This window comes from Ruegeria sp. CDSA033, assembly GCF_059612305.1.
In genome coordinates, this window is record NZ_JBXWQI010000006.1 from 38588 (window position 1) to 63430 (window position 24843).

At 57.3% G+C, this 24843-nt stretch carries 28 protein-coding genes; 18 read left to right on the forward strand and 10 right to left on the reverse strand.

The window, feature by feature from the left end:
- Positions 1 to 3: 3 nt before the first annotated feature.
- Entirely contained in the window at positions 4 to 579 is a 576-nt protein-coding gene (locus AC2FLA_RS10205) for a TIGR04282 family arsenosugar biosynthesis glycosyltransferase (RefSeq protein WP_108861084.1), read from the forward strand.
- A gap of 46 nt (positions 580 to 625) precedes the next feature.
- Positions 626 to 2884 (forward strand): ribonuclease R, encoded by a 2259-nt coding sequence (gene rnr / locus AC2FLA_RS10210; protein ID WP_496721943.1) that lies wholly within the window; start codon positions 626 to 628, stop codon positions 2882 to 2884.
- On the opposite strand, the gene AC2FLA_RS10215 is transcribed toward rnr, so the two are convergent.
- Positions 2875 to 3261 carry a DUF1801 domain-containing protein gene (locus AC2FLA_RS10215; protein ID WP_496721945.1) on the reverse strand — a complete coding sequence of 129 codons (387 nt, stop codon included), beginning with the start codon at positions 3259 to 3261 and terminating at the stop codon, positions 2875 to 2877. The two genes, rnr and AC2FLA_RS10215, sit on opposite strands and share 10 nt — an antisense overlap.
- Complete coding sequence (locus AC2FLA_RS10220; RefSeq protein WP_496721947.1) at positions 3258 to 4016, reverse strand: glutathione S-transferase family protein; 759 nt, start codon at positions 4014 to 4016, stop codon at positions 3258 to 3260. Before AC2FLA_RS10220 ends, AC2FLA_RS10215 begins: the two co-directional genes overlap by 4 nt.
- A 22-nt stretch (positions 4017 to 4038) precedes the next feature.
- On the opposite strand from AC2FLA_RS10220, the gene AC2FLA_RS10225 reads away from it, so the two are divergent.
- The 3 genes from AC2FLA_RS10225 to AC2FLA_RS10235 all read left to right on the forward strand — a co-directional run bounded on the left by AC2FLA_RS10225 (position 4039) and on the right by AC2FLA_RS10235 (position 6114).
- Entirely contained in the window at positions 4039 to 4752 is a 714-nt protein-coding gene (locus AC2FLA_RS10225) for a helix-turn-helix transcriptional regulator (RefSeq protein WP_496721949.1), read from the forward strand.
- A gap of 71 nt (positions 4753 to 4823) precedes the next feature.
- A complete protein-coding gene (locus tag AC2FLA_RS10230; protein ID WP_496721951.1) occupies positions 4824 to 4970 on the forward strand; it encodes a hypothetical protein in 147 nt (48 codons plus the stop codon).
- A 10-nt stretch (positions 4971 to 4980) separates the two neighbouring features.
- Positions 4981 to 6114, forward strand: coding sequence for a lytic murein transglycosylase (locus AC2FLA_RS10235; RefSeq protein ID WP_496721953.1), 1134 nt, complete (start codon positions 4981 to 4983; stop codon positions 6112 to 6114).
- 389 nt (positions 6115 to 6503) lie between these two features.
- Here AC2FLA_RS10235 and AC2FLA_RS10240 read toward each other — a convergent pair whose 3' ends face one another.
- Complete coding sequence (locus AC2FLA_RS10240; protein WP_282120351.1) at positions 6504 to 7901, reverse strand: aspartate aminotransferase family protein; 1398 nt, start codon at positions 7899 to 7901, stop codon at positions 6504 to 6506.
- 76 nt (positions 7902 to 7977) lie between these two features.
- Entirely contained in the window at positions 7978 to 8661 is a 684-nt protein-coding gene (locus AC2FLA_RS10245) for a GntR family transcriptional regulator (RefSeq protein WP_109310637.1), read from the reverse strand.
- 140 nt (positions 8662 to 8801) lie between these two features.
- Here AC2FLA_RS10245 and AC2FLA_RS10250 point away from each other — a divergent pair, with 140 nt between their 5' ends.
- From AC2FLA_RS10250 to AC2FLA_RS10270, 5 genes are all read left to right on the forward strand, one after another.
- Positions 8802 to 9887 carry a polyamine ABC transporter substrate-binding protein gene (locus tag AC2FLA_RS10250; protein WP_113791802.1) on the forward strand — a complete coding sequence of 362 codons (1086 nt, stop codon included), beginning with the start codon at positions 8802 to 8804 and terminating at the stop codon, positions 9885 to 9887.
- Positions 9888 to 9956: 69 nt separating this feature from the next.
- On the forward strand, positions 9957 to 11084 hold the full coding sequence (locus AC2FLA_RS10255; RefSeq protein WP_109310740.1) for an ABC transporter ATP-binding protein: 1128 nt from the start codon (positions 9957 to 9959) through the stop codon (positions 11082 to 11084).
- A complete protein-coding gene (locus AC2FLA_RS10260) occupies positions 11084 to 11974 on the forward strand; it encodes an ABC transporter permease subunit (protein ID WP_496722160.1) in 891 nt (296 codons plus the stop codon). Before AC2FLA_RS10255 ends, AC2FLA_RS10260 begins: the two co-directional genes overlap by 1 nt.
- On the forward strand, positions 11971 to 12789 hold the full coding sequence (locus AC2FLA_RS10265) for an ABC transporter permease (protein WP_058272596.1): 819 nt from the start codon (positions 11971 to 11973) through the stop codon (positions 12787 to 12789). The genes AC2FLA_RS10260 and AC2FLA_RS10265 overlap by 4 nt, the downstream gene beginning before the upstream one ends.
- Complete coding sequence (locus AC2FLA_RS10270; RefSeq protein WP_496721955.1) at positions 12786 to 14096, forward strand: NAD(P)/FAD-dependent oxidoreductase; 1311 nt, start codon at positions 12786 to 12788, stop codon at positions 14094 to 14096. The genes AC2FLA_RS10265 and AC2FLA_RS10270 overlap by 4 nt, the downstream gene beginning before the upstream one ends.
- Here the strand turns inward: AC2FLA_RS10270 and AC2FLA_RS10275 are convergent.
- Genes AC2FLA_RS10275 through AC2FLA_RS10285 form a run of 3 tightly spaced genes read right to left on the reverse strand, consistent with a single transcriptional unit; the run spans position 14093 to position 16893 of the window.
- Entirely contained in the window at positions 14093 to 14959 is an 867-nt protein-coding gene (locus AC2FLA_RS10275) for a phosphotransferase family protein (protein WP_496721957.1), read from the reverse strand. The genes AC2FLA_RS10270 and AC2FLA_RS10275 overlap by 4 nt on opposite strands.
- A gap of 54 nt (positions 14960 to 15013) precedes the next feature.
- Positions 15014 to 15685: a flagellar hook capping FlgD N-terminal domain-containing protein gene (locus AC2FLA_RS10280; protein ID WP_496721959.1), complete on the reverse strand. Its 672-nt coding sequence runs from the start codon at positions 15683 to 15685 to the stop codon at positions 15014 to 15016.
- Positions 15682 to 16893 carry a flagellar hook-length control protein FliK gene (locus AC2FLA_RS10285; protein ID WP_496721961.1) on the reverse strand — a complete coding sequence of 404 codons (1212 nt, stop codon included), beginning with the start codon at positions 16891 to 16893 and terminating at the stop codon, positions 15682 to 15684. The genes AC2FLA_RS10280 and AC2FLA_RS10285 overlap by 4 nt, the downstream gene beginning before the upstream one ends.
- A gap of 111 nt (positions 16894 to 17004) precedes the next feature.
- Here AC2FLA_RS10285 and AC2FLA_RS10290 point away from each other — a divergent pair, with 111 nt between their 5' ends.
- From AC2FLA_RS10290 to AC2FLA_RS10315, 6 genes are all read left to right on the forward strand, one after another.
- Positions 17005 to 17286 carry a rod-binding protein gene (locus AC2FLA_RS10290; RefSeq protein ID WP_496721963.1) on the forward strand — a complete coding sequence of 94 codons (282 nt, stop codon included), beginning with the start codon at positions 17005 to 17007 and terminating at the stop codon, positions 17284 to 17286.
- The gene (locus tag AC2FLA_RS10295) at positions 17270 to 17629 is read left to right on the forward strand and encodes a flagellar biosynthesis protein FlgN (protein ID WP_496721965.1); all 360 of its coding nucleotides are present in this window, start codon (positions 17270 to 17272) and stop codon (positions 17627 to 17629) included. Before AC2FLA_RS10290 ends, AC2FLA_RS10295 begins: the two co-directional genes overlap by 17 nt.
- 211 nt (positions 17630 to 17840) lie before the next feature.
- Entirely contained in the window at positions 17841 to 19052 is a 1212-nt protein-coding gene (locus AC2FLA_RS10300) for a flagellin N-terminal helical domain-containing protein (protein ID WP_496722162.1), read from the forward strand.
- A gap of 77 nt (positions 19053 to 19129) precedes the next feature.
- Positions 19130 to 19504: a flagellar biosynthesis regulator FlaF gene (gene flaF / locus AC2FLA_RS10305; RefSeq protein ID WP_113791796.1), complete on the forward strand. Its 375-nt coding sequence runs from the start codon at positions 19130 to 19132 to the stop codon at positions 19502 to 19504.
- Complete coding sequence (gene flbT / locus AC2FLA_RS10310) at positions 19504 to 19902, forward strand: flagellar biosynthesis repressor FlbT (protein WP_496721967.1); 399 nt, start codon at positions 19504 to 19506, stop codon at positions 19900 to 19902. Before flaF ends, flbT begins: the two co-directional genes overlap by 1 nt.
- Positions 19902 to 20693 carry a DUF1217 domain-containing protein gene (locus AC2FLA_RS10315; protein WP_496721969.1) on the forward strand — a complete coding sequence of 264 codons (792 nt, stop codon included), beginning with the start codon at positions 19902 to 19904 and terminating at the stop codon, positions 20691 to 20693. Before flbT ends, AC2FLA_RS10315 begins: the two co-directional genes overlap by 1 nt.
- 87 nt (positions 20694 to 20780) lie before the next feature.
- Here AC2FLA_RS10315 and AC2FLA_RS10320 read toward each other — a convergent pair whose 3' ends face one another.
- From AC2FLA_RS10320 to AC2FLA_RS10330, 3 genes are all read right to left on the reverse strand, one after another.
- On the reverse strand, positions 20781 to 22352 hold the full coding sequence (locus AC2FLA_RS10320) for a DUF427 domain-containing protein (protein ID WP_496721971.1): 1572 nt from the start codon (positions 22350 to 22352) through the stop codon (positions 20781 to 20783).
- A 107-nt stretch (positions 22353 to 22459) separates the two neighbouring features.
- A complete protein-coding gene (locus tag AC2FLA_RS10325; RefSeq protein ID WP_496721973.1) occupies positions 22460 to 23161 on the reverse strand; it encodes a winged helix-turn-helix domain-containing protein in 702 nt (233 codons plus the stop codon).
- On the reverse strand, positions 23133 to 23417 hold the full coding sequence (locus AC2FLA_RS10330; protein ID WP_058272591.1) for a hypothetical protein: 285 nt from the start codon (positions 23415 to 23417) through the stop codon (positions 23133 to 23135). Before AC2FLA_RS10330 ends, AC2FLA_RS10325 begins: the two co-directional genes overlap by 29 nt.
- A gap of 177 nt (positions 23418 to 23594) precedes the next feature.
- On the opposite strand from AC2FLA_RS10330, the gene AC2FLA_RS10335 reads away from it, so the two are divergent.
- Positions 23595 to 24062, forward strand: coding sequence for a hypothetical protein (locus AC2FLA_RS10335; protein ID WP_113791791.1), 468 nt, complete (start codon positions 23595 to 23597; stop codon positions 24060 to 24062).
- A gap of 110 nt (positions 24063 to 24172) precedes the next feature.
- Positions 24173 to 24790, forward strand: coding sequence for a ribonuclease HII (gene rnhB / locus AC2FLA_RS10340; protein WP_496721975.1), 618 nt, complete (start codon positions 24173 to 24175; stop codon positions 24788 to 24790).
- Positions 24791 to 24843 lie beyond the last annotated feature (53 nt).

Consider the following 24843-nt stretch of genomic DNA (forward strand, 5'->3'; position numbering starts at 1 on the left):
ACCATGCAGCGCACATTGGTCATCATGGTGAAAGAACCCCGCCCGGGTCGGGTCAAGACACGGCTGGGGCGCGACATCGGCATGGTTGGCGCGGCGTGGTGGTTCCGCCATCAGACACGCGCGCTGATCCGGCGATTGCGGGACCCACGCTGGCAGATAGTGCTTGCCGTCGCCCCGGATCGGGAAGGTCTGACCAGCCGCATCTGGCCCGTTGATCTGCCCCGCGCGGCGCAAGGGCGAGGTGATCTGGGCGACCGCATGGGACGCATGTTGCGCGGCATGCCGCAGGGACCGGTTTGTCTGATCGGCGCGGACATTCCCGGGATCACATCCCAGCATATCGCACGAGCCTTCAAGGAATTGGGACAGTCGGAATTTGTATTTGGCCCTGCGCCGGACGGTGGCTATTGGTTGGTAGGGGCTCAGCGGTACAAGGCGTTGCCGACAAGCCTGTTCCGTAATGTACGCTGGTCTACTGAAACTGCGCTGGCTGACACTCTGGCCTCAGTTCCGGGGTGCCGCGTAGGATTGCTGGACCATCTGCGCGACGTTGATACGGTGGCTGACTTGACGCCCTGAACTTTTTGGTCATGACGCGGTCGCATACCCGTGATAGGCCGGAGATATGACTCGCATACCTACCAAGCAGGAGGTCCTCGATTGGATCTCGGCGAACCCCACCCTGACCTCGAAACGCGATATCGCCAAAGCCTTTGGTATCAAGGGCGCGGACCGGATCGATCTGAAGCGCATCCTGAAAGAGCTAGAGGCCGAGGGGCATCTGGAAAAGCGCAAGCGCAGCTATCGCGATCCGGACCGCCTGCCACCGGTCAGCGTGCTGCAGGTGAAGGCTCCGAATGCGGATGGCGACCTGTTCGCACGGCCCTTGGAATGGCATGGCGAAGGGGTCGAGCCGATCATTCTGCTCATCACCCGTGCCAGCGATCCTGCGCTGGGCGAGGGCGACCGCATTCTGGCCCGCCTCACGGTTGTGCATGAAGAAGACCACAATTACGAAGCACGCCTGATCCGACGTGTCGGCACGAACCCGCGCAAGATCGTGGGCATCTTTCGCAAAGGTGCGGAAGGCGGACGGATCGTGCCAATCGACAAAGCCGGTCAGACCGAATGGCTGGTTGCTGATGGGGCCGTATTGGGTGCCAAGGATGGAGAATTGGTCGAGGCTGAACAGGCTGGGCCAAAGAACCGAATGGGCCTGCCGCGCGCGCGCATTGTGGAACGGCTGGGTGATCCATCGGCGCCCAAGGCTGTGTCACTGATTGCAATTCATCAGCACGGTATTCCGGATGATTTCCCCGACAAGGTGATTGCCGAAGCCGATAAGGCCAAACCGGTTGGTCTAAAAGGCCGCGAAGACCTGCGGGATATACCTTTGCTGACCATCGATCCGTCAGATGCGCGGGATCATGACGATGCCTGTTATGCCCATGCCGACGATGACCCCAAGAACCCTGGTGGGCATGTGATCTGGGTCGCCATCGCCGACGTTGCCGCCTATGTGCAGCCCGGTACTGCGCTGGATCGTGAGGCGCGCAAGCGCGGCAACTCCAGCTACTTCCCGGACCGGGTGGTGCCGATGCTGCCGGATCGCCTCTCTGGAGACCTGTGTTCGCTGCACGAAGGCGTTCCGCGCGCCTGTATCGCTGTTCGGATGCAGATCGATGCGGATGGAAACAAGATTGCTCATCGCTTTGTACGTGGTCTGATGCGCTCGGCCGCCTCGCTGCACTATGCCGAAGTTCAAGACGCTATCGACGGCAATCCAAACGACCGCACAGGGCCGTTGTTAGAGCCTGTTTTGAAGCCGCTCTATGATGCCTATGCCGCGCTAAAGAAAGCGCGGGCAGAACGGCAGCCGCTGGAACTGGACCTGCCCGAACGCAAGATCGTTCTCAGTGACGCGGGCGAGGTCCAAAGTGTGGCTTTCCGCGACCGGCTGGACGCGCACAAGCTGATTGAGGAATTTATGATCCTCGCCAATGTGGCCGCCGCCGAGACATTGATCGCCAAGCGCCGCCCGTTGCTGTTCCGTGTGCACGAGGAACCGGCGCAAGAAAAGCTGGAAAGCCTGCGGGAGACCGCACAGGCAGCTGGGTTGAATTTGGCTAAGGGGCAGGTCCTGCAGACCCGACACCTGAATGCGCTGTTGAACGCGGCCGCCGGGACCGAGGATGCAGAGCTGATCAACCTTTCAACTTTGCGCTCAATGGCACAGGCTTATTACAACCCCGAGAATTTTGGCCATTTCGGGTTGGCGTTGCGCAACTACGCGCATTTCACCTCTCCCATCCGCCGCTATGCGGACCTGATCGTGCACCGCGCACTGATCACGGCGCATGGCTGGGGCGATGACGGGCTGGCCGAGGATGAGATCGCGCGCCTTGATGAAACGGCGACGCATATTTCGGACACCGAGCGCCGCTCGATGATGGCCGAGCGGGATACGACGGATCGCTATCTGGCCGCTTATCTGAGCGAGCGCGTGGGCAATGAATTCAGTGGTCGCATCAGCGGCATCGCGCGGTTCGGTGCATTTGTGAAGATGGACGAAACCGGCGCGGACGGGCTGGTGCCCGTCCGGTCACTGGGGCGCGAGTTTTTCCATTTCGACCGCGAAGCCGGAACGCTTATGGGATCGGACTCCGGTTTGATCATCTCCATCGGCCAGCGTGTCACCGTGCGCCTGACCGAGGCCACGCCCGTTACCGGCGGGCTCGAGCTGGAGCTGCTGTCCATCGACGACCAGGCCCTGCCACGCGGAGGCGGGCCTGCTAAGCGGGGTGCAAGACGCAAGGCTGTCAGTACCAAGCGCAAGAAAGACAAGATCAAGCGCAAGGTCGAACGCAAACGCCGTCAAAGGTGATAGGTCAGCGCCCGTGCGATCAACCAGCCATGCCGGGTTTCATCAATCTGATCCGGGTCATCAAACAGAATGGCCCGGTTGCCGTCCAACCGATCCTCGCCCGGAAAGGCGGTGGTGAAATCACCCATTAGTCGGCTCTGACAATGCACGAACAGTGCAAAGGATGCCGCTTTGTGCCCGCCCAGCCGGATGGTTGAACCTTTGGGCGCCAGATAGGCGGGTTGGCCCCAACGCAGTGCTTCATTCAATGGCTGAGCTTTAGGCAAAGTCCCGGCCGTTGAAAACACCAGCTCGCGCAAGACGAGGACACCCGAACGGGTGTCTTCGGGAAACGCTTCAAAGGCGGTCTGCACCGCAGGGTCGTCAAAAGGTGTCATGGCAGCGGTATCGCCTGTTCCATTCGGTCCACGTAGTCGTTGAGCAGCCTATCCTGTTTGATCCGCTGGGTCAGCGGGGTTTCCACCGGTGTTGCGCGCATTGCAGCCAACATGGGCCCAACGCTCATATCTGCTGATGTTGGCCGGTCGCCCAGAAGGTACGGTGATTGCCACAAATAAGCGGATATCGCTTCAAGGTCCCGCTCAAGACGGTCCTGACGCTCAGCGGGTGAGAAACGGCCGACACCCTGAAACACCAATCCTTGGACGACCTTTTTCCGGATTGAGTTCGACACCGGCGTTCGGATCAACGCAGGAATAACCGAAAAGAAGGTCTTACGCAGAATTGGCCAGACGTCGTCATTGGCCCATCTGTCCTGGACGACCTGAAAATAGATATGCTCCTCTGCCATGCGGATCAGCGTTCGTGCCTGCGCCTTTTGTATGTCACTTAACCCAGTGTCGAAGTTCGCGCCCTGCGCCTCAAGCCAATCGCGGATCAGGTCGCTGTCGGGGACAAGCCGTTCTGGCGTGCGCAGAACCGGCAGTTTCTGATGGGGCATCTTGCGGGGGTCCGACATATCGGACCGCTGCCAACGCTGGCCCGCATGTTCCAGCATATAAGCGGCCTTGACGCAAAAGGGGCTGGCGCTGAACAGGCCAAAGGCCGAAGGGTAAATCATAAGGGTCAACATCGGAGGCTCCAAATTTGGGATGCCCGAGGAATAGCTTTGCCTGATGACAGTTTCTGTCATCAGGTTTAGATTAATCTGCACTATGTCCCGAACCGCCCGCCTGTTCCAATTGATGCAAGCCTTGCGCTCTGGTCCTTCGCCGAAAACGTCCCAACAACTGGCGCAGGATCTGGGCGTCTCGCCGCGTACCATTCATCGCGATATTGAGTCGTTGCGTGGGCTTGGAGCAGTGATCGACGGTGAGGCCGGTTTTGGCTTTACCCTGATCGAAGACGCAACCCTGCCGCCGCTTGGGTTCACAGATGATGAGCTTGAAGCGCTGGTTTTGGGGCTGCGAGAGGTTCAGGCCATTGGTGATCCTGGGTTGGCAGACGCCGCCAGCAATACGTTGCGCAAATTACAGGGACGATTGCCGCAGCGCCAATCACACCGCCTGTCCCACGCAGTGCTGACAGCAACGCGCTTTGATCGCCCAGCCAAGCCCACCATTGCGGTGGCTGACCTGCGGCAGGCCACATGGGACGAACGCACGATCGAGTTTGCCTACACCGATGCCAAGGGCGATGACACGCGCCGTAAGGTGAACCCGCTGAGTATCGTCTATATGGACCGCGCCAGCGTTTTGATTTCCTGGTGCCATCTGAGGCAGGATTTTCGCGTCTTTCGGCTGGACCGGATACGCGAAATGTCCGTGACAGGCGAAAGCTTTAGACCAAACCGCATCCCTTTACTGCGTGAGGCACTTGCCGGAATTCGTGCGGAACACAAAGCAAAAGATCGCGAGGGGTCAAGCTGAACGCTTTGGAAAACGCGAATTTTGAGGTATTCTGAAGTCGAGCAGTAACCAGGAAAATTCGGAATGCGTAAATGCATAGGTGGCGTTATGACCGCCGCATTATGGGCATCCATTGTGCAGGCGGAATCTATCAATACTCTGGGCGGATCACAGGCCATACAGCTGGCGTCAGCTGGCGTGGCGATATCGATCCGGCCAGCATTACGACCCTCAGCTAAGGAGTACCGGGTGTCGACGGAAGGAAACGCGCGGTTTCAGGCGTGGCTTGGAGCATTTCGTGAACGGGCGGTAGAGCAGGGCATTTCCACCGCTACACTGGACAGGTCGCTGGCGGGTTTAACCTACGATAAGGACGTGATCAGGCGCGACCGCAATCAGGCGGAATTTTCGAAACCAATTTGGCATTATCTGGATTCCGCCGTTTCGGACACACGGATCAGAAACGGCCGGGCGGGGTTGGAGCGACATCGTGATACGTTGGCCCGCATCGAAACCAGGTACGGCGTTGAAAAAGAGGTGGTAACGGCGATTTGGGGGCTTGAGACCTCGTTCGGAACGTTTCGGGGCAGCGACCACACCATCCGATCTCTGGCAACTTTGGCGTTTGACGCACGGCGCGCGCAATTCTTCGAAACCCAGTTGATCGCTGCCTTGCAGATCATTCAGGCGGGCGACGTCAGCCCGCGCAACATGATGGGCAGCTGGGCCGGGGCGATGGGGCATACGCAATTCATGCCAACCTCGTTTCTGGACCATGCGGTTGATTTCGACGAGGACGGGCGGCGCGATATCTGGTCGGACGATCCAACCGATGCGCTGGCCTCGGCCGCCGCCTATCTGGCGCGGCATGGGTGGACCAAAGGGCAGCCGTGGGGCGTTGAGGTGACCCTGCCCAAAGGGTTCGACTATTCCACCGCAAGGCGGGATCACACATTGATGCCCTCACAATGGGCCGCGCGTGGTGTGGTGGTGGCGAACGGCGGCCAAATTTCGGATCACGGGCAAGCGGCGATCCTGTTGCCTGCCGGAGGGCAGGGCGTGGCGCTGATGATCTTCGACAATTTCAAGGTGATTGAGAAATACAACGGTGCCGACGCCTATGTGATCGGGATAGGACACCTGTCTGACCGTCTGGCCGGACGGGGGTCGTTCCAGACCGAATGGCCACGTGGTGACAGGGTGCTGAGTTTCACCGAGAAAAAGGAACTGCAATCCCGACTGACAGAGGCTGGATTTGATACCCAAGGTGTCGACGGGCGCACAGGGCCAAACACAGTCAAAGCTGTTCGGGCGTATCAATTGGCGCAGGGGTTGCTGCCAGACGGATATGCCAGTCTGAACCTCTTGGAAGCGTTGCGGTGACAATGGAAGGGCGTTGATCTATTGCCTGGGTATGCGCCGCGGATACACTGTCAGGTATTGGCTGTGCAACCTCCCGACTACCGGCACTCACTACGATAGACGGGAGGTGGACCCAGCAGTAGAGCGGGTCGCGACGCCGGTAGAGGTAATACAAGTAACCGAGTCGCATTCGCATACTTGAATCTGAGTCACATCAAATCAAGATATTTATCGCGCGATAAATTTATTGTTGCCGCGCGATACATAATTACTTCTTTTTGTCGCTCGATTTGATTGAATCTAGCTGTGTTCAGCAATTGAGCTGGATCGATTGACGGGCAATTGCGACTTAGAAAGTGAGAAGGGGCGCATCTAGTGCGCCCCTTAAACCTGAGTAGTAGAAATCTGGACTATGACGCTGCCTTCATCAGCCCCTGCGCGATGATCTCGGCCTGCGCCTCGTCCAGTGACTTGTGAATTCGCACGAACATCTCGTCGATTTCCGCAGGGGTCAGGACCAGCGGGGGGGAGATGATCATCCGGTCACCCACATGGCGCATGATCAGGTTGTTGGCAAAGCAGCGGTCGCGGCAGATGTAGCCGACCGTACCGGGCTCGGACGCGAATTTGGCGCGGCTGGCCTTATCCGGCGTCAGAGCGATTGAGGCCATCATGCCGACGATCTTGGCCTCACCGACCAATGGATGATCGGCCAGGGCCTCCCATTTCTCTTTCAAATAGGGGGCGGCCACGTCGCGGACGTGGTCGACGATGCCTTCTTCTTCGAGGATGCGCAGGTTCTCCAATGCGACTGCCGCCGCAACCGGGTGGCCGGAATAGGTATAGCCGTGATTGAACTCGGTGCCGCCGATCACCTCGGCGATCTCGTCATTCACGATGGATCCGCCGATGGGCGCGTAACCCGAGCTGAGGCCCTTGGCGATCGTCATGATATGCGGTTTGATACCAACGGTTTCGGACCCGAACCAGTTGCCTGTTCGCCCAAAGCCGCAGATCACCTCATCGGCGATCAACAGGATATCGTATTTGTCGCAAATGCGCTGGATCTCGGGCCAGTAGGTATCGGGGGCAACGATCACCCCGCCCGCACCCTGCACGGGTTCGGCAATAAAGGCCGCGACGCGGTCTTCGCCCAGTTCCAGAATGGCTTCTTCCAGCTCACGCGCGCGGGCCAGGCCAAACTCTTCCGGCGCCATGTCGCCGCCTTCTGCCCACCAGTTCGGCTGGTTGATGTGGTGGATGTTCGGGATCGGGATGCCGCCCTGCGCATGCATGCCCGCCATACCGCCCAGCGAGGCCGAACCGACGGAGGACCCGTGATAGGCATTGTGGCGGCTGATGATGATGTTCTTGTCCGGCTGACCCTTCTCAGCCCAATAGGTGCGTACCAGGCGAATGTTGGTGTCATTTGCCTCGGACCCACCGGCCGCGAAGAACACGTGATTCAGATCCCCCGGCGCCAGTTCTGCGATCTTGGCTGCCAAAGCGATGGCTGGAATATGGGTCGTTTTGAAGAACGTGTTGTAATAGGGCAGTTCACGCATCTGACGGGCAGCAACCTCGGCCAGTTCATCGCGACCGTAACCGATATTGACGCACCAAAGACCGGCCATGGCGTCCAGAATCTCTTCGCCCTCGCTATCAGTCAGGTACACGCCTTTGGCACGAGTGATGACGCGCGCACCTTCCTCGCCCAAAGATCCGTTGGCCGAAAACGGGTGCATATGATGCGCCGCATCCAGCGCCTGCAATTCGGCGGTCGGCATGTGATTGGTGATGGTCGACATCAGAGAATCTCCTGCAAAAGGCGGTTACCCGTCACAATATGATCAAATTTTTTTGTGTCAATCGAATCGACCTGAATCAGGCAGAGATCAAAGCGTCCGACATCAATTCCATACCCTGCTCAATGTCCTGAGCGGTTGCTTTCGCGACCTTTTCCGCATCTTTCGCCCGCAAGCTTGCGATGATGTCTTTGTGCCGATCCGGCAGGCTATGTGTTCCGAACCGTCCGCAGACAACGCGTAGTGAGGGGCCGAACCGCAGCCAAAGCCGCTCGGCCAGATCGTTGAGAATCGGAGCATCCGCATGCGCATAGAGCGTTTCATGAAACTGGTGGTTCAAGCGCAAATAACCACTGACGTCGCCGTCTGTGATGGTCTGATCCAATCGCTGATCAAGCTTTTCGAGCTGATCGATATCAGCAGGTTTTAGATTCGCGGTTGCCCGTCTGGAAAGCTCTGATTCTATTGATATTCTGGCAAAAATCATCTGCTCGACATCGGTGCCCGACAACAAAGGCACGCTGACGCGCCGATTGCCCTGAAACACCAGTGCGCCATCCGAAATCAGCCGCCGGATCGCCTCGCGGACGGGGGTCATTCCAACCCCGAGCGATTCGGTCAAACCCTGTATCGTGACGGGTTGTCCCGGGACCAGATCACCGTACATGATCTGCGATCTCAGGGTTTGGTACACCTGTTCATGCGCCGGTCTTTTTCCCTCATCCACCTTCGAGCTGGATGCTTTATTTTTGATCAAATCCAAGTGGTTTACCCTGTTTCGCGTGGTGTCGACTTGCCAGACGCCTGACCTCGTGAAACCATACGATGGATCGGGGGAAAACGCAAAACTTGATCAAATCAAAAAAAACGGGAGAATACCCGTACACTTGCAGGGAGAGAAATATGTCAATCAAAACGCTGACGATGACAGCGATTGTCGCGCTGGGGACTTCGGCGGCTTTTGCCGAAGAGGTGCGCGTCTACAACTGGTCCGACTATATCGACGAGGATCTACTGAAAAAATTCGAAGAAGAGACAGGGCTGACCCTGATCTACGACGTGTTTGACAGCAACGAGGTTCTGGAAACCAAGATGCTGGCCGGTGGATCAGGCTATGACGTGGTTGTGCCGTCGGGTACGTTTCTACAGCGTCAGATTCAGGCTGGCGCCTTTCAGGAACTGGACGAAGCAAAGCTTTCGAATTCAGGAAACCTATGGGACGTGATTCAGGAACGTACCGCAGGCTATGACCCGAACAACGCCTATTCGATCAACTACATGTGGGGGACGACCGGCCTCGGCGTTAACGTTGGTAAGGTTAAGGAAGTGCTGGGCGATGACGTTGCTCTGAACAGCATGGACTTGGTTCTGAAGCCGGAGAATATGGAAAAGCTGGCCTCGTGCGGCGTCCATTTCCTGGACGCTCCGGCCGAGATTATTCCGATGGTGCTGCAGTATATCGGTGAAGATCCGGACAGCCATGACACCGATGTGATCGGTAAAGCCGAAGAAGTCCTGGCTGGCGTTCGCCCGCATATCCAGAAATTCCACAGCTCGGAATACATCAACGCGCTGGCAAATGGCGATATCTGCGTAGCTGTCGGTTGGTCAGGTGACATCCTGCAAGCGCGGGATCGCGCGGCCGAGGCCGAAAATGGCGTGGAAATTGAATACCACCCATTCGCTGAAGGTTCGCTAATGTGGTTCGACCAGATGGCCATCCCGGCAGATGCTCCGAACCCGGAAGGCGCACACCAGTTCTTGAACTTCATTCTGGACGCCAACAACATGGCTGCCGCATCGAACTATGTGTACTATGCCAATGGCAACAAGGCTTCTCAGGAGTTCCTTGAGGAAGACGTGATTGGTGATCAGGCAATCTATCCGAGTGATGCCACGATGCAGAATCTGTACATCACGACACCTTATCCGGTCAAAACGCAGCGGAGCGTGACCCGTCTGTGGACCAAAATCAAATCGGGCACCTGAACCGAAGTATTTGAGCAAGGCGGCCCGACCGCCTTGCCCTTTCAATCAGACCGTCGAACGGGGGCCGCCTTGAACACAAACGTCTTTGCGCCGTGGGAAGATCCACAGGCGAAACCATTGATCCAATTCCAGAATGTGACCAAGCGTTTTGGCGGATTCACGGCCATCGACAACCTGTCACTGGACATCTTCGAACAGGAATTCTTTGCTTTGCTCGGTCCATCCGGCTGCGGCAAAACGACCATGATGAGGATGCTGGCAGGGTTTGAAAAACCTACCGAAGGGCACATCATGCTGGGCGGGCAGGACATCGACCCAATCCCGCCAAACAAGCGGGCTGTGAACATGATGTTCCAGTCCTACGCGCTGTTTCCTCACCTCAGCATCTGGGAGAACATTGCCTTCGGTTTGCGCCGGGACAACATGCCCAAGCGGGACCTTGAAGACCGCGTGGAAGAGATGTTGCGCCTGACCCGGCTTGAGCAATTCGCCCGCCGCAAACCGCACCAGATTTCTGGTGGCCAACGACAGAGGGTCGCGCTGGCACGGTCACTGGCCAAAGCGCCAAAACTGCTGTTGCTAGACGAACCCTTGGGGGCGCTGGACAAAAAACTCCGGCAGGACACCCAGTTCGAGCTGATGGATATTCAGGAAAAGACCGGCACTACCTTTGTGATCGTGACCCACGATCAGGAAGAGGCGATGACTGTCGCCAGCCGCGTAGCCGTGATGGATCAGGGCAAGCTGATGCAGGTGTCAACGCCGGACAGGATCTATGAAAACCCCAACTCAGTCTATGTCGCTGACTTTATCGGGGATGTGAATATCATCGAAGGCCGGGCGACCGCGAACGGCGATGAAGCCTACCAAATCGACTGGGCCGAGGGGCAATCGCCGCTGACCGCAACCTCGTCGACAGAATTCTCGAACGGGCAAAGCTGCCATCTTGCGATCCGCCCCGAAAAGGTGACGATCTCGGCCGACCGCCCGGCGGATGCCATCAATGCGGTACAGGGTAAGGTGCTTGACATTGCCTATCTGGGCAACTTGTCCACGTACTACGTGGAACTGCCGAATGGCACGATCATCAAGGCGCAATCGGCCAACACGCGCCGAATCTCGCGCCGATCCTTTACATGGGAAGACCCGGTCTGGCTGTCGTGGACGGCAACGGCTGCGGTTTTGTTGGCAAACTGATGCGCCGCGCCCTTCTGATCGCTGTTCCTTACGTCTGGCTGCTGGCCCTGTTTCTGATACCGTTTTTCATCGTTCTGAAGATTTCGCTGTCGGATGTCGAACTGGCGATCCCGCCATATACGCCGACACTGGATCTGTCGCAGGGTTGGTCTGGGATAACCGACTTTTTCAGCCAGTTGGATTTCGAAAACTTCGTCTGGCTGACCGAAGATGACCTTTACTGGAAAGCCTACCTGTCCAGCGTCAAGATCGCTATGATCTCGACGGTTCTGACGTTGCTGGTGGGTTATCCGATTGCCTATGGAATGGCTCGTGCGCCAGCCGAATGGCGCCCGACGCTGATGATGCTGGTGATCCTGCCGTTCTGGACGTCGTTCCTGATCCGCGTTTACGCGTGGATGGGAATTCTCAGCAATGAAGGCTATCTGAACCAGATTCTGTTGTGGCTGGGTATCATTTCGACCCCGCTGACCATTTTGAACACCAACACTGCCGTCTACATCGGTATCGTCTACACCTATTTGCCCTTCATGATCCTGCCGATTTATTCGTCGTTGGAGCGCATGGATGAATCCCTGATCGAAGCGGCCGAAGATCTGGGCTGTTCCCGTCTGAAGGCGTTCTGGCTGGTGACCATACCGCTGTCGCGCCCCGGCATCATCGCCGGCTGTTTCCTGGTGATGATCCCGGTGATCGGTGAATTCGTGATCCCGTCGCTGTTGGGCGGGTCCAGCACGCTGATGATCGGCAAGGTGTTGTGGGAAGAGTTCTTCTCGAACCGCGATTGGCCGGTGGCCAGTGCCGTTGCCGTTGTGTTGTTGCTGATCCTCGTGATCCCGATTGTGCTGTTCCAGCGCAACCAGCAGAAACAGACGGAGGCCGAGCAATGAACAGGCTAAGTTGGTTCAACGCGGTGTCTCTGACACTGGGCTTTGCGTTCCTCTACATCCCGATGGTCATCCTGATCATCTTCAGCTTCAACGAAAGCAAGCTGGTCACAGTATGGGCGGGGTTCTCGACCAAGTGGTACGGCGAACTTGCCCAGAATGAGGCATTTCTGAACGCGGCCTGGGTGACAATACGGGTTGCGGTGTTCTCATCCACATTGGCCACGGTTCTTGGCACCGCTGCCGCATATGTTCTGGTCCGAGGCGGGCGGTTTTTTGGCAGGACACTGTTTTCTGGAATGATTTATGCACCTCTGGTAATGCCCGAAGTGATCACCGGTCTGTCGCTGCTGCTGCTGTTTATCGGTATTGGACTGGATCGGGGCATTCTGACCATCGTTCTGGCCCACACAACCTTTTCGATGTGTTTTGTGTCGGTCGTCGTATCCTCGCGCCTTGTAACCTTTGACAAGTCGCTGGAAGAGGCCGCTTTGGATCTGGGATGTTCGCCAGCGCAAGCGTTCCGTCTTGTGACACTGCCGATCATTGCGCCCGCGGTGATTTCGGGATGGTTGCTGGCATTTACCTTGTCGCTGGACGATCTGGTCATCGCGTCCTTTACCTCGGGCCCGTCGGCGACAACGCTGCCGATCAAGATATTCTCGGCCGTGCGTCTGGGCGTCAGCCCCGAGATCAATGCCTTGTCCACGATCATGATCGCAGTTGTTACCGTTGGCGTCATCACCGCCTCGCTGGTGACGAAACGCGCAATGGTTCGGCAAAAGCAGGATGAACTTGCCGCTGCGCGCACCGAATGAAACGTCTTTTTCCGGACTACACCTATGGGCCTGGACCCCGTCAGAACTGCTGGTGGGATCAGACAATTTCGGCACCTGATTGGCCGACCCATAACGGTGATCTGAACGTTGACGTCGCAATCGTCGGCGGCGGCTTCACGGGGCTTTCGGCAGCCCTGCATCTGGCCGAGGCAGGTGTGAAAGTTGCGGTTCTTGAGGCCGCAACCCCGGGGTGGGGTGCCTCGGGCCGGAATGGCGGATTTTGCTGCCTCGGAGGGTCCAAGCTGAGCCATGCGGCTTTGGTCCGTGGGTTTGGTGCTGAGGCTGCGCAGTCTTACGAACAAGCGGAAGAAGACGCTGTTCAGCTTGTCGCAGATTTGCTGGAACAGCATCAGATCGACGCCGATACCCATTCGAAAGGGGAAACCCAACTGGCCCATTCGGTAAGGGCGATGGAAAAGCTACGTCGTAACGCAGAAGCATCAGGTGTCTTGCACGGTTCTGATGACCTGCAGCGCCTGGGTCTGGGCGGTTCCTTTCATGGTGCATATACAAATCCGGTTGGTTTCGCTCTTAACCCTCGAAAGTATCTGTTTGGCTTGGCAAGTGCCGCCAAGGCGCGGGGCGTACAGATTTTCCAGAAATCGCCGGTTGAAACCATCAGGAAAACTCAGGCCGGGTTCGATATTGAATCTGGATCAGGTCACATCCGCGCCACGAATGTTCTGATTTGTACGAACGGATACTCCAGCGAGGATATGCCGCCCTGGTTGTCGGGACGCTACATGCCCACGCAATCCACGGTTCTGGTGACCCGGCCCCTGACAGACGCTGAGTTGCAGGCGCAGGGGTGGACCTCGGAGCAGATGTGTTATGACACCCGAAACCTGCTGCACTATTTCCGCCTGATGCCTGATCGGAGGTTCCTGTTCGGCATGCGCGGAGGGCTGCGGTCATCCCCTCGGGCCGAGGCCGCCATTCGCCAGACAATGCGCCGGGACTTTCAGGCCATGTTTCCGGAATGGAAAGATGTGGATGTGACCCATATGTGGTCCGGAATGGTGTGCCTGTCGCGCAAGCTGACGCCTTATGTCGGGCCGGTTCCCGATCAACCCGGAATGTTTACTGCCTTTGCCTATCACGGGAATGGCGTTGCCATGGGGACGTATTGCGGACGCGCCCTTGCCCGCGTGGTTTTGGATAAGCAGACCGAGTTGCCCGCGCCGATTGCACAGCTGCCGGGTCGGTTTCCCCTTGGGTTCTGGCGGCGCGCCCTGATGCCGCCCGCCTATGCTGCGATGGCAATCGCGGATCGGCTATCGCTCTAAAGCCCGGCGAATTCCAGTTCGAGCGTTTGGGCATAATCCGCAGCCCCGTTTTCGATGCGCCACAAACAGTAGGCAGCCATGCGCCATGCATACCACGGGCGCAAATCCCGGTATCGCGCGACAGTTTCATCGTGACCATAAGCAGTCAGAAACCGCTCTTCCTCGGTCACGCTCAGGGGTGCGCCCCGATAAAGCCGTTGCATGGCCGGGGACAGGAACATCGCAATGTCCTCGCACGGATCGCCCCAAGCCGGGCACTGCCAGTCGATCAGGGTTATGCCGGTCGGCGCGACAAGGATGTTTCCGGCCACGGTATCGCCATGGATCAGGCATGTGTGTGCGGTCGCGGGCACATGGCCTTTTGGGCGCAGCTGCGCGAGTCGTGCGCGTGTATCAGAGGTGCAGACGCTGAGAATACGTTCGGCATGTTCAGCCAGGTCCCGGCTGCCATTGCAGCCATCCGGCGCTTGGACCGAAACATCAAGCCTGTGCAGTTCACGCAGCAAACCGGCGACACCTTCAGGCCCTTCTTGCCACGGTGATCCCGGGGCGTGATCGTAGAACACCCAATGACCTGTATCATGTGTTCCGATCGCACGCAGGCGGGGAACAAACCCGGTTGGTTCAAGCGCGCGCAGGCATTGCGCTTCGAGTTCGGGATCGTTGCGAAACAGTGGATTGCGCGGTGTAGCGCGATACAGCTTCAGAACCTTGTCACCGCTGCCACCCAGTACTTTCCAGACCTGATTTGTTCGCCCGCCATACAACGTTTGAAACTCTGCGCCGGGCTGAACAAGGCCACGGGCGCGCAGATCGTCGATCAGATCAGAAGGGGGGTGGGTTAGGGCAGGCAGGAGTTTCACCAATGCAGTTAGCGAGTCGAATCTGCCAAGGTGTGAACTGTCCTGCCCGGCAGATCAAGTTCCGGCTCTGACCCCGGTTACCGTCGTGGCAGCGACAACCTGCCCGCCTTCGAGGGTCAGCATAACCTGATTGTCCGTAACCTGAGCTTCGACAACTTCGCCATAGGTCTCTGCCAGCTGTGTCGATAACAGTTCGTCACCATCATAACTTTCCAGTGTGGCCGAGTAACTTCCCGCCACCAGAGGCTGCCCATCGCTTCCCTGACCAGTCCAAACTGTTTTGTTGTCGGTCGTGGAAACAGCCACACGATCGACAACGGCACCGTCGCTGTCGCGGATGACCATGACCGCCTTGTCAGCCTCGGGTGCAGGTGTGGCAAACAGCGTCACGGGCTCGCCCTCATATTGGAAAGCCGCGGGCGCTCGAACGTCCATCCCGATCCATTTGCCGAGTTTGTCCAGATTTGCGCCACCCAGCGCCTGTCCAAGTGTCGCCAACAAATCATTTGTCTGAACCTGTTGTTCGACCATCGAGAATTGCGCCAGTTGCGATGCATATTCTGAGGCATCCAATGGTTTCAAAGGATCCTGATTCTGGGCCTGTACGGTCAGCATTGTAAGGAATGTCTCAAAGTCTGATGCCAGACCTGTTTGCTTTGGCGCGTCTTTGTGTTGCGCTGTGGCTGACGGTTGGGCGTTGGGTTGGGTCAGGGTAATCAATTTCACAACCTCATGTCGATGCGGCCAACGGGGCCGGTTTTGGGAATGGGTGACGCGTTTGAAGAGGAATCGGTGAGTTGCGCGGTCTCAGTAGGCGATCCATCCTGGTGGCCGGCCTGGTTATGCTCGGCGTCTTCGGATGTCCCAAGGTCAATTGACAGATCGCCCAAGCCAAAATTCTTGAACTCTTCCTCCAGCACCGCCAAATGACGCCGCATCATCTCGAGGGTTTCCGGGCGCTCGGCGGAAATTGTCAGATGCAATCCGTCATCGCGACCGTTCAACATGATGGACACTCGCCCCAGTTCTTCGGGGTTCAGCGCGATCTCCACTGAACCGGATTTCGATTGAGTATTGATGACGGCCGCCATTTGCCCGGCGACGGCGCGCGCTGTCTCGGACCGGGCAGTCTGTGCCATGACTTGCGCAGAAGATACCGAATCCCGACCCGCCGAAATGGGCGAATCTGCCCTGAGGGCGTGAATGTCTTCCACCTCGTGAGTTGCTGGCGCGTCAGTCTGAGCACGGGTTTTTTCCGGCGCGAACATCTGCAATTGAGCGATGCTCGGCGCGCGATCCGGGTTGGTCGTTTGCGGTGGTGCAAGATTGTTTAACGGCGGATGTTGCGTTTCACGCTGGTGCCGCGCTGTATGAACGGTCAGGTCTGCGGTATCTTTTGGGGATATACCCACAGGTTGCAACACAGAAGTCGCGAGGTCCGCCTTTCCCCGCGTTGCTATTGGTTGTGACGCGGGCCTCAAAGCCGCGCTGTGCTGAAGGTCCGGGGTAACTTTGCGCGAATCATTGATGCCTGCATCCAGTTTATCGACCGTATTGGCCTGGCCGGTTTGCTCGGTTTCAGGCACTTTCGGACTGCGCGTGTCGGGTAACGCAGCTGACACGGGTGTTTCGGCGGGATCGCGTTTTGTGCTCACTTCAAGACGTGTGTCCAGAAGGGGTGTCCGCTCACTCTGGTTGGGATCAGCGGGCACTTCTGTATCTTCAAGCAAGACAGCCTCGTCCGTTTCAACGTCCACGTCCGGTTCTGGTTCAGCGCCTTTAAGAGCGGCTGCTTCTTCCTTGTTCTCACCTTTGTGTTGTTTGAGCACGGCCTCAAACGTCGTGCCACTTTCATCCCCATGCTCGGGATTGATCCCGTGGGGTTTGGCGGTTGCGGTTGGCGAGGATGACATCACTGAAAGAGGGTTGGGCATTTTGCTCCGACTCCGGTTGTGTGACCGGAAACCTGCCTGCAGGAAGTTACGTTTATTTTAACTGCTTTCGCTTTTGATCGAAAAAGTTCGATGCAATTTTTGGAGAAAGCAATGAAGGTTTCCCCGCCTCTCTCCCCATCTCAACCCCCCGCCTATTCCCAGAAATTGCGGGAGGCGGCGATAGAACTAGAGACCGCGTTTCTGAGTGAGATGCTGAAATCGGCCGGGCTGGGCCAAGCGCGCCAATCCATTGGCGGCGGTGCGGGTGAAGATCAGTTTGCCTCATTTCTAGTTCAGCATCAGGCCCGTGCGCTGGCCAGATCCGGTGGCGTTGGTCTGTCTGAAATCCTGTTCCAATCCATGATGGAGAAAACCGATGCCAAAGACGCCTGAAGCCGGCCTTATAAAATCACTCGAAGACGTTCTTGAGCTTGAGCAAAACGCGCTGGTGCAGGGCGATCTGGATCGTCTGCATCATACGGCTCCGGAAAAGGAAAAGCTGATTGGTGCGATTAATGATCTTGACGTCTTTGATAGTGATGAGCTGATCCGCCTGCAAAGAAAGGTCGAGCGGAACCAGGCGTTACTAAACAGCGCCGCCGAAGGGATTCGCGCGGTGGCCAACCGCATGGCCGAGTTACGGCGCGTGCGGCAGGAATTCACCACCTATGGTGCAGACGGGCAGCGCAGCGAATTTTCCGTCCGCCATCAAGCCAAGCTGGAAAAACGGGCGTAGATACGGGTTTGATTCAAATCCGAGGTTTCTGACCTTCTCGCTTTAGCACTCCGTTAGGGGATCGACGTCAAAGGTGTTCGGGCACCTGGACAAATCAGGTGGCGCGAACAGCCCGACGGCGGATCGCACCGATCAGAAAGACGTCAAAGCCCGCACCAGTGGCGGGATGAGCATGGGCGCAAAGGGCCCGAACGGAAAAGGAAGAAAGCTAATGTCCAGCATTCTGACAAACAATGGCGCCATGGTTGCGCTGCAAACTCTCAAGTCGGTCAACAAGGATCTTGGGGCAACGCGGAACGCGATCTCGACGGGTAAGGACGTTGCGACTGCGAAAGACAACTCGGCCGTCTGGGCGATTTCCAAGGTCATGGAATCGGATGTCAAAGGCTTTAACGCGATCAAGGACAGCCTGGCCCTGGGTGAATCCACCGTGGCGGTTGCGCGCAACGCATCCGAAACGGTCACTGATCTGCTGTCTCAGATGAAAAGCAAGATCGTTGCGGCACAGGAAGACAACGTTGATCGCGATAAGATCAACGACGATGTCACCGCGTTGAAGGATCAGATCAACTCGGTGGTGAACGCCGCGCAATTCAACGGTCTCAACCTGGTTAACGGCTCAGCCGGTTCTGCTTCGATCCTCGCGTCCCTTGACCGGGACAATGCAGGCAACGTAACCGCGTCTTCCATCACTGTTGCGGGTCAGGACCTTTCGACCGGCGGGTACACGGCGGCTCAGGTCTTTGACGGCTCGACTGGATCTTCCACCGGCAATGACCGCGTAGGTGCAACGATTGACAACGGTGCAACTTCGGCAGCGGCCCTGGTGACAGACGAATCCAGTGGCGCGTTTGCGGCTGGTGACAAAGTTGTCGTGGCGATCGACGATCAGGTCGTGTCCTACACGGTTTCCGCAACAGATGCGGCTGCCGCGACCACCGGTGATATTGTTGCCATAGGCCTGAAGGCGAAGATTGAAGAGCTGGGTATCTCGGGTCTGACGGTAGACTATGACTCGGGTACGGCAGGCACCTTATCCGTTGCCAATGCGACCGGCACAGACATCTCGTTCTCGGCTCAGTACGTGAACGCGGGTTCGGGTGGTCTTGGCGCGTTGACCGGCATTGACGTTTCGACCGGCGCAGGGGCAACGGCCGCGTTGGCCACAATCGAAACGCTGATCGACACATCGATCGACGCATCGGCCGCTTTTGGTTCTTCGCAGGGTCGGATCGAGACGCAGAAAGAGTTCATTTCGAACCTGGCGGACTCGTTCAAATCCGGGATCGGCGCCTTGGTCGATGCGGATATGGAGGAGACCTCGGCTCGTCTGCAGGCTCTTCAGGTTCAGCAGCAGCTGGCCACCCAGTCGCTGTCGATTGCCAATCAGGCACCGCAATCGATTTTGTCTCTGTTCCGCTAAGTTCAGGACCATGGTCGGGGCGCGGCGACGCGCCCTGATTCTAACCGCCAAATGGCGGATTACTGGAAGGATTTCACGTGACACCGCAAGCCCTTGCACAACGAGCATATGCGCAGACTGCCGCGCCAACGCGAACCCCGCGCGACACTGAATACGAAGCGATTTCGAAAATCACACGCAGGCTCAAGGCCGCCGCGGCCCGTCAGCAGTCCGATTTTGGTGCATTTGTGCAGGCTCTGCATGAAAACCGGCGCCTGTGGACTGTATTGGCCAGTGGTGTCACCGACTCTGACAATGCGCTGCCCAATGATCTGCGTGCGCGGATATTCTATCTGGCCGAGTTTACCGAACAGCACAGCAGTCAGGTACTAGGGAACAAAGCCTCGGTTGAACCTTTGTTAGAGATCAACATGGCAGTTCTGCGTGGCCTTCGCCAAATGGGGGCGACCTGATGGCAGGATTGGTTTTGAAATTGGCACCGAAAGAGCGGGTTTTGATCAACGGCGTGGTCGTTGAAAATGGCGACCGGCGCAGTCAGTTTTCGATCATGACGCCCGAGGCAAACGTATTGCGCCTGCGGGATGCGATTCACCCGGATCAGGTAAACACGCCGGTTCGACGCGTCTGCTATGCCGCTCAGCTGGTGCTGTCTGGCGATATGGAACCTGATCAGGCCCGCCAACAATTGTTGCGGCGTGTCGAAGAGCTGAGCCAGGTCTTTACCGACGCCGACAGTCGCCGGGTTTTGTCCGAGGCAACCCAGGCGCTGTTGGACCAGCAATTTTACAAGTGCCTCAAGGCTCTGCGCGCGCTGCTGCCGCGCGAAGAGCGGCTGATGGCCTACCAGTAATGACGTTCCAGCCGGTCATACCTTCAGGCGGCATTGTCGGTTGGCGGTTTCTACAGCGTACATATGACGCCCAGATCGACAGCTTTTCCTCATCCTCCGTCAACAAAAGGGACAGCGAGTACTTTCTGGAAAACATCAAAAAGGTCCAAACGGCAGAGGATCTGGTGTCCGACCGCCGGTTGTTGCAAGTCGCGCTGGGCGCCTTTGGGTTGGAGTCTGACCTGGACAATCGCTATTTCATCCAGAAAATCCTGTCCGACGGGACAAAAGCCCAGGATGCGCTATCCAACCGTCTATCCGACAAAAGGTATCGGCAATTTTCCGAGGCGTTTGGGCTGGGGCCGGGCCAGGTTCGCAAAACCGGGCTGATCATCAACATGGAGGACATTGCGCACGACAATGTCGTGTCGCGTTTTGAAATCGCGGTGGGCGAGTCAGATGAAACGATGCGTATCGCTTTGTATGCCCAGCATGCGCTGGGTGATCTGGCGCAAAAGGCGGGCAGCAAAGATACCAAATGGTTCGATTTGATGAGCCTGCCACCGCTGCGACGCATGATGGAGACGGCACTTGGGTTACCGTCCAGCTTTGGCCAGTTGAACATCGACAGACAGTTGGAAGTATTCAAAGACAGGTTGTCAGGGCTGACCGGGTCCGACGACCTGACCCAGTTCAAGGATGAGGCTGCGGTCGGGCGGCTGACAGATCAGTTCCTTGCCCGCAGTCAGATCGCCCAGCTTGAAAGCATCATTTCCCCGGCGCAGACCGCGCTGATCCTACTGGGCGGGTAAGGCATGGAAACCATTGGTCACGCACCCGAACCTTGATCAGAAATCCCAATACTCAGCGCTTTGAAACATACAAGCCGATTGCGGACTTCAAGCGTTCAGAACGGCATCCGCGGAAGTCCTGAGAGCATATGACTCGACAGGTTGCGACACGTTATGCAGCTTGACGTCGCCAAGCGGCAAGGCGTTGGCGCAAGCAGGCAGAATATCGGCAGACACGACAATCCTGTGGTTCTTGGTTTTTCCGTATTCACCCAGACGCGCAGCGATATTCGCGGCTTGTCCGATCACGGTAAAGTCCAGCCGTTCGCGCGAGCCGACATTGCCGTAGGTCACGCGCCCATAGGCAACGCCGATGGAGCAATCGCAATGCACATCGGACCCTGATTGGCGCAGCTCTCCCAGTCTTTCGACAATATCGATGGCGCTGCGCTGGGCATTATCGCGGGCGGCTTTTGCATCCTCGCCTGCCGGAAACACGGCAAGGACAGCGTCGCCTATGAACTTCAGGACCTCGCCGCCATTTTCATGCACGATGCCAGAAACGGTTTCGAAAAAGTCGTTCAACAGATTGATATACGCCTCGCGCCCAAGCTGTTCCTCAAGACTGGTCGAATTGCGGAGGTCGCAGAACATGATGGCAGCATCAATTTCATCGCCGTCACCGCGCCGGATTTCACCCCCAAGTACGCGCGCACCCGATCGTTTTCCGACATAGGTTTCCAGCAGGACCTGCGCGTTTTCGCGCTGCATGAAAACCTCATAGAACCGGGCTATGACCAGCGAACATTCGAACACCAGCCCAAGGTTTTCGGTCGTGAAACCGTCCGGGTGATCACAGGTCAGGGTCAGAACGTTGGTCCGCCCATCCGAGAACGGCAACGGCATGGCGACATAGTCGGTTGCCCCCTTTTCCCGCAGGTCTTCCATGATCGGAAAGCTGTTGTGGGGGTTTTCGGCGTTCAACCGCTGACGCACACCGCCCAGCCCGTTCGACACATGCCGCAACGGGCTGTTGATGTATGCCGGGTGGTCGTGGATTTCATAGGTCGGAACATTGGTCGAGATCTCAGCCTCGCCCTTTTCCCAAATATAGTGTTTGCCCGCGATCAACGGGTGCAGGGACCATGTCAGAATGCTGAGGCGTTGAATGGCAATCCCGTGTTCCAGCATTTTCTCGGCCAGCGCTTTGGTGAACGCCTCAGGCGTGTTGTTTGCGGACGCCCCACGCATCAGCCAATCGATCAAAGGGCCGCTGATATTGCCGTCTTGGGGTTCCCGCAGTTGGTTGTCGCCCAAATCGATCCGGGAATAAGCATTGGGTAAAAACCCGATATGCCCCTGAATGGCAGCGCTTTCGGGGAGGGCTTCTTCGTAGGCCCATACGGAATTGGCGAGCCGTTCGCCGCCAAGAATGACGTCGTGATAGGTTGCGGTGCCTTTGAAGGGGCAAAAAGTCTGCAGCTCGGTTTCGTCGCTGAGATCCACCAGCACGTCTTCGCGCGGAATGTAGATCGTCGGCGGCAGCCGTGTTTCGTACATGACTTTGGCGTTGCTGCTTTCGGCTAAAAGGGTCTGGTCCCGGTAAATCGCAATCTTACCATCTAAAGGTTCGACCGAGATTCCATAGCCTTTTGGTCTTGCTGTGGCGTGGACGTTCATCTTCATCCTCCCTGGCGCGGGGTCCCTATAGGATGGGCCTTGTGAAGAGGTTTTCCAAGGGGCAGCCTCGGCATTTTTCTGCACGATAGCTGTGCGGTCCTATTGGATCAGACCATCTGGATCACGTCCTTTTCGATGGACAACATATAGCCTTTCTTGGCGATGTTCTTGACCAGCAATTCGCTGACCATCTGATTACCCAAGGCGTCACGCAGCCGTTTTATCCGCGTAGCGCCAGCGGCTTCGTCACAATCGGCGGCGCTTTTGCCCGAAATCACTGCTTCGATCTGAACGCCGGACAGGACCTCGTCATCCAGTCGGGATTCGGCAAGGACCGACAGGGTCTCCATCGCAGCTGGGGTCAGTTTGAAGTCCATATTATTCAGATATACGGTGTTTTCCTCGCGACTGATCAGCAGCGACGTGACCTGAATACCCGTGCGCTCGATCTGCGCCATCCGGCGGTTCAGCATCACCAGCATCACCAGAAAGACCAGCGCCGTCACAAGCATGGCGCTGGCAAAAACCAACAATACGAAAATCACCATCCGATAGCTGGATAGAGTATCGGCAAAGGCGGTGCCGGATTGGGCCAAAATCTCCAACAGCCGGATTTCGGTCTGTGAGGTCAGATCACTTTCGACAAAGAGCCGTTCGACACGTGCATTAAAGGCGTTGGCGTCGGGTAGCGTCCAGAACAGAAAGATGGCGGCCGTGACAAGAATCAGGATGATGGCCGCTATGCCTGCGCCGACCAGTCTGGTGCCAGATCGCCGGGTATCAGTAACGGAGATAGAATTGTCCGGCATTGGCCTTCCTTTTATCCAACCCTTCTGGCCCAAAGACAGACATGACATTCAACAATGTCCAGCCCGACGCGCTGAGGCGTTTTGAGGCTTCTTGCTGAGCCTGGCCTTTGTCACAGGCCGAAACCTGCATCACGCCGTAGTGCAGCCGCAGTGGATTATCCTGCTTGGCCTTGTAATCCGCATAGCACTCTGCCGACGCAGCAGTACCAAGCGATATCAGGGCCGCAACGGCCAGAGAAGAGAGGATTGGTTTCATAGGCTGCATCCTGCGCATGGGTTCGCACGATATTCAATAACATAAGGGGTTTGAGGGGGGTGATATCGGATAACAACCGCCCGTTATTGCTTGTCTGAAGGGAGCGGACCCAGTGTTGGGGCATCACGTTTGCGGTCTGTGTCGGATCGCCCCGAAACACCAGGAAGGACACGCATTATGCACCGGAAGTTCATCGCCCTTATCGTTGCCACCGCTATCACCATCACCGGCGTCTCAGCCTCGCAGGCGCGAGCGGCGGATGCCAAGGACATCCTTGGCGGCCTTGCCGCCATCGCGATCATCGGTGCCGGGGTCCACTACTACAACAAGGAAAAACGCAAGGACCGGACGACGCGTCATCAGACCTATACGCCTCAGCCTTATGTGGCCCAGCCCAGTTACCCAGTGCGCCCCTTGCCGCAACACGTCGCGCGGTATGATCTGCCGCAGAAATGCCTGCGCAAGTTTAGCGCCTATTCGAACAATCACCCGCTTCTGGCACCGAAATGCCTCAAGAAGCACTACAAACATGCCAACAGCCTGCCGCAAGAGTGCAAGGTCGGTTTCTGGAACGGCAATAAGGTGAATCGGGCATATGAACCCGCATGCCTGCGCCAGAAGGGATACCGCGTCGTTTACAAGTAATCACTTTCGAGCAGGAGCGGCGCCACAGAAGCGCCGCGCAGGAGAGGGTGGCACAAGCCGCCCTCTCTTTTTGTCTTGCGGTGGGGCGCGAAACGCTGTTTTCGGTTGGTATGACAACGCCAGATTATTCGATTGAACAGGCGGCAGTGGCGCAAGAGTATCTGCGCATTGCCGGTGTGGATGAGGTGGGCCGTGGGCCATTGGCCGGGCCTGTGGTTGCCGCCGCCGTGATCCTGAACCCCGAAGATATTCCCGAGGGGCTGAACGATTCCAAGAAACTGACGGCGAAACGACGGGCTGTTTTGGATATCGCGGTACGTGACCGGGCTGAATTTGCGATAGCTGAAGCCTCGGTTGCCGAGATTGACGAACACAACATCTTGCGTGCCTCGCATCTGGCGATGGAACGTGCGGTTGCGGCCTTGGATCCGCCGCCCGACTATCTGCTGATCGACGGAAACATGATCCCGCGGGGTTTGACGATCCCGGCGCAGGCGGTGGTCAAAGGGGACGCGCATTCCGTGTCGATTGCGGCGGCTTCGATCATTGCCAAAAACTGGCGCGATCAACTGATGGTGGATTTGGCGCAACAGCATCCAGGCTATGGATGGGAGAAGAACGCAGGCTATCCGTCAAAACAACACAGGGAAGCGCTGCAAAAACTTGGTGTGACCCCACATCATAGGCGTTCGTTCAAGCCGGTACACAATATCTTGTATCAAGAGTAAATCGTAAGCTGCTGATTCAAAAAAGAAATTGACGGCGAATCGACTTTGACTCA